This is a genomic window from Methylotenera sp., from assembly GCF_029945705.1.
Lineage (GTDB): Bacteria > Pseudomonadota > Gammaproteobacteria > Burkholderiales > Methylophilaceae > Methylotenera.
Map to the genome: position 1 here is coordinate 1 of NZ_JAQSDC010000025.1, position 3,740 is coordinate 3,740.

Genomic DNA, 3,740 nt, shown 5'->3' on the forward strand with positions numbered 1-3,740 from the left:
GTAAATATCTTGCGCTTTTTTTCACTCACAAGCCTGCTCCTGTTTATCGCAGGCTGCCATCTTAAATTATTGTCCGGATTTCGGGGTCCACTTTAATTTGGTCAATACCTCGTTGATGGTTTCTTGTGGAGTTTGTCGGGTTAATGATGAGTGCAATGCCTGTCCGTATGCTAACGGAAATCCTGTATTGGGATCGTTTAGCTTGATCGATAGGCTAATCATGTACATCGTTAAATCCCACATCCACTTATCACGGTAAGTTAATATTGCATCAACGTTGTCAGTGCATTTTTCAGCAGTTGATGATTTGATATTAAACTTTGTTAGTTCTTCGGCAATTGTAACGTTTAAATGCCTACCATCTGGCTCGAAGTGTTCGACACAAATTGATTTTATTTTTCCAAGGTCAGCGGTTGGCGTCACATGCTGTACAGCCCGATTAACGCACCCACTTAAACAGATTAGCGATACAAATATGAACAGCTTAAGTAGTATGTTATTTAGCATTTGAAATATTTTTATCTAATTGTTTCCAGAATACTTCGCAAGCTAGTTTCTCAGCTATAGGTGCAACATTTTTAGGGGTTATTAAGCCCATATCGTCATACTGTGGGATATTAATAAAATAATTTAAGGTAATTTTTGTTTGATTCCCAGAAGCTTCAATAGCCACCTTTGTATTAACAAATTGTCCTTCTGGGTTGTCCGGTAATGAATACATCCATCCACCCACATCACTAATTCTTGGATTCTCTAATTCGACTACTTGCTTCCATTGTTTCATCGTTAATGGTGTAGGGGCTTCATTTTTGCTTGTAATAAATCCTTTTTCGATTGAAGATTTAAGAATTGGCATATGCAAATCAGCTAGTGTTTGTTCAACAGCTTTGAACGTGCTTTTGTAATCTACATTAACTACATGGCTACGTTGACCGATTGCTGCCATATTTTCTGCGTCCCAAACCTGATCAATCCTCGCTAAGTCAGTATTCATACCTTCTATGGTCATACAGCCAGTAAGTGCTAGCATTAAAGCCAATACAGATAGTTTTGTCATTTATATAACCTTTATTTTTATTGTTAGAGCTTTGCAAATAGTCAGTAATTACTTACGCTCATGCTTAGTTGCCTAGTGTCCGGTAAATATTCGATTGCATAATTGTTAAATGCTTACAGATTGGAGATTAGAAGCTTAGCATTATTACTTAGAATATGAAAATCTGTAAATATTAAGCGGAAAAAGGGAAAAATCGGTAACAGTTGCGGTCTGTTTTTTAGAAGTGTGGCAAAAGTTGGCGAAATATGCTGATTTAAGTAGAGCTGGCTTGTCTTAGTATTTAGCTTAGATAAAAGCTTTATAGAAAACTTGCTAGGTAAAAATTGCTGCTGTGTTACTTATACGCAATCATATTCTGCTTAGATAGTACCTTGCTCTTTGTTAAGCTGCCAAGCTATTGAACAATGCTTGGCAAGGTTAAAAAGAAACTTAATGGATGTAATTGATCTATTGCTGTAAATGAAGATATTTGACCGGCTAACCAGGCTGGTTTTTTATGCCTGAAATCCTAAAATATATTGAGTGCAGTATGCGGGAGATCAGCTTTCAAACATGACCCCGCCATGACCCGTAAAATTTCAGGCATAAAAAAAGGGTTAGATTTGACTCTAACCCTTTGATATTCTTGGAGCTGGCGATGGGAATCGAACCCGCGACCGGCTGATTACAAATCAGGCGGCATATATTGCTATCAATTTCTACCATCCTCTACAATGCCAGTAAATACTGGGTTTTATTAAATGTTGACTACCACGGATTACCATGATTTACTGCGTTGCGTGGTGACTCATTGGTGACTCAAATTTAAAGTGGTGACTCAAAAATGAAACTGAAAAAATCTGTAATCGACGCATTGAAATATAGCGGTGATGCATCGAAAAATGAGAAGTGTATTATTTGGGCTGATGAGCCGAATGGCTTTGGGGTCCGGGTTTATCCGAGCGGGAAAAAGGCTTTTGTTTACAGCTATCGACACGAGGGCCGGAAGCAGATGAAGACCATTGGTCGGTATGGCGACATCACTTTGGCTCAGGCTGAGGACTTTGTGAAAAAGGATATAGCCGCTTTAATTGATAACAAAAACCCACTGGCTGAGCGAAAAAAAGCCCGTCTGGGTGACACAGTGCGACAGCTTTGTGATTTGTATATAGAACGCCATGCAAGCCAAAAGAAAAGCGGTGATGAAGACGAGCGGCGCATTAAGGCGCACATTCTGCCGGTCTGGGGTGCTCACAAAATCAAATCAATTAACCGTCAGGATGTGATCGAACTGCATCACAAGATTGGTAAAAATATCTATCGGGGTAAGCCAACTATCTATGAAGCCAATCGGGTTCTCTCGTTGGTTTCAAAGCTTTTTGGCTTTGCGGCTCAAATGGAAATGATTGATGCTGGACACCCAAACCCTGCGATTGGGGTAACAAAATTTAATGAAGAATCGCGGGATCGATTTGTAAGTTCTGAGGAGCTGCCAAAATTGATTGAGGCTATTGATGCAGAGTTGAATCAGTACGCCCGTTCTGCTTTGTGGCTTTATCTGCTGGCCGGGTTAAGGAAAGAAGAGCTATTGACAGCAAAGTGGGACGATGTAGATTTTTCTCGGAAGGAATTGCGACTTACTGATACTAAAAACGGCAAAACCCATTATCTGCCACTTTCGGATGCGGCTGTTACTGTGCTGAATCAAATACCAAAAGTTAGCGACAATCCTTACATTATTGTTGGCAAAAATCCCGGCTGTCATCTGGTTAATATCGACAAGCCTTGGCAACGAGTCCGCAAAGCGGCAGGTGTTGATGATGTGCATATTCACGACTTGCGCCGAACCGTGGGGTCGTGGCTTGCTCAGGCCGGTAACAGCTTGCATTTAATCGGACGCGTTTTAAATCACAGCAACAGCAGTACAACCGCTGTCTACGCTCGCTTTGGACAAGACCATGTTAGAGAGGCGCTTGACCGGCACGGGGATCAAATATTGGCGGCGGCAGGGTTGAAACCGACAGCTGAGGTTGTGAGCTTTGATAAGGCGCGAAAACGAGCCGACTCAGGGAAATGAATATCAACGTTATGAACAAGAAACAAAGTTTTCAAGGGGTGCCAAAAGCGATTTTGGATCATTACTACCAGTTAAGGTCTGGGTATATAACCGAAAGAAATGGTGTTGTAGTGCGTACCGTAAAATACTGGTCGCCTGCTGATGAAGAAACTATGGAACGGTTATTGATTGATGTTGAAATAACCAAAAATAGCGTATGGCAAGCAATATCAACATCATTTTCAAAAGAAAAGGATCAGATTACGTTATTTGATGCTGCTTGGAAGGCTAGAATTAATTATGACGAATATCGTTTTGTGGATAAGCAAAAAGATATTACTCCCATTTCACTCTAAAACCGTTTAACTTTTGAGCGAGCTATAAAGTCGAGTAGACTGCGCATTTGTAAATCGGTCATGGGCGAACCTTGAGCTAATTGATTCCGAATACGCTCAGCTTTTTCGAGTACTGTTAATGTACAGGGTACGTTATATAGTCCATTTCGTCTCACTTCGTGAATAAGGTATTCAGCGGGATTGAGTTGAGGCGAATAGCTAGGCGTATGCCAAAAGCTAAGGCTAAACGCTGGCAATACGAGGGTGTAAATAAATACGTGTAACCGCTTATTTTCAGAGCCGTACAATACGG

5 protein-coding genes are annotated in these 3,740 nt (G+C 40.9%); 2 read left to right on the top strand and 3 right to left on the bottom strand.

All coding sequences use genetic code 11. The features are described from left to right. Positions 1-66: 66 nt before the first annotated feature. Both PSU78_RS05770 and PSU78_RS05775 read right to left on the bottom strand, forming a co-directional pair. A complete protein-coding gene (locus PSU78_RS05770; RefSeq protein ID WP_300385585.1) occupies positions 67-423 on the bottom strand; it encodes a hypothetical protein in 357 nt (118 codons plus the stop codon). A gap of 73 nt (positions 424-496) precedes the next feature. Beyond that, positions 497-1,057, bottom strand: a complete 561-nt coding sequence (locus PSU78_RS05775; RefSeq protein WP_300385587.1) for a hypothetical protein — start codon at positions 1,055-1,057, stop codon at positions 497-499. 823 nt (positions 1,058-1,880) lie between these two features. Between PSU78_RS05775 and PSU78_RS05780 the strand changes: the two genes are divergently transcribed. Together PSU78_RS05780 and PSU78_RS05785 are read left to right on the top strand one after the other, a co-directional pair. Then, positions 1,881-3,113, top strand: a complete 1,233-nt coding sequence (locus tag PSU78_RS05780; protein ID WP_300385589.1) for a site-specific integrase — start codon at positions 1,881-1,883, stop codon at positions 3,111-3,113. 11 nt (positions 3,114-3,124) lie between these two features. Continuing rightward, entirely contained in the window at positions 3,125-3,448 is a 324-nt protein-coding gene (locus PSU78_RS05785; protein WP_300385592.1) for a hypothetical protein, read from the top strand. Here the strand turns inward: PSU78_RS05785 and PSU78_RS05790 are convergent. After that, a partial coding sequence (locus PSU78_RS05790; protein WP_300385595.1) for a hypothetical protein occupies positions 3,445-3,740 on the bottom strand: 296 nt, incomplete at its 5' end. The genes PSU78_RS05785 and PSU78_RS05790 overlap by 4 nt on opposite strands.

What these genes read in the sequence shown, in the direction of transcription:
- PSU78_RS05775 (WP_300385587.1), bottom strand. Translation starts at nt 1,057, where the DNA reads ATGACAAAACTATCTGTATTGGCTTTAATGCTAGCACTTACTGGCTGT.
- PSU78_RS05780 (WP_300385589.1), top strand. Translation starts at nt 1,881, where the DNA reads ATGAAACTGAAAAAATCTGTAATCGACGCATTGAAATATAGCGGTGAT.
- PSU78_RS05785 (WP_300385592.1), top strand. Translation starts at nt 3,125, where the DNA reads ATGAACAAGAAACAAAGTTTTCAAGGGGTGCCAAAAGCGATTTTGGAT.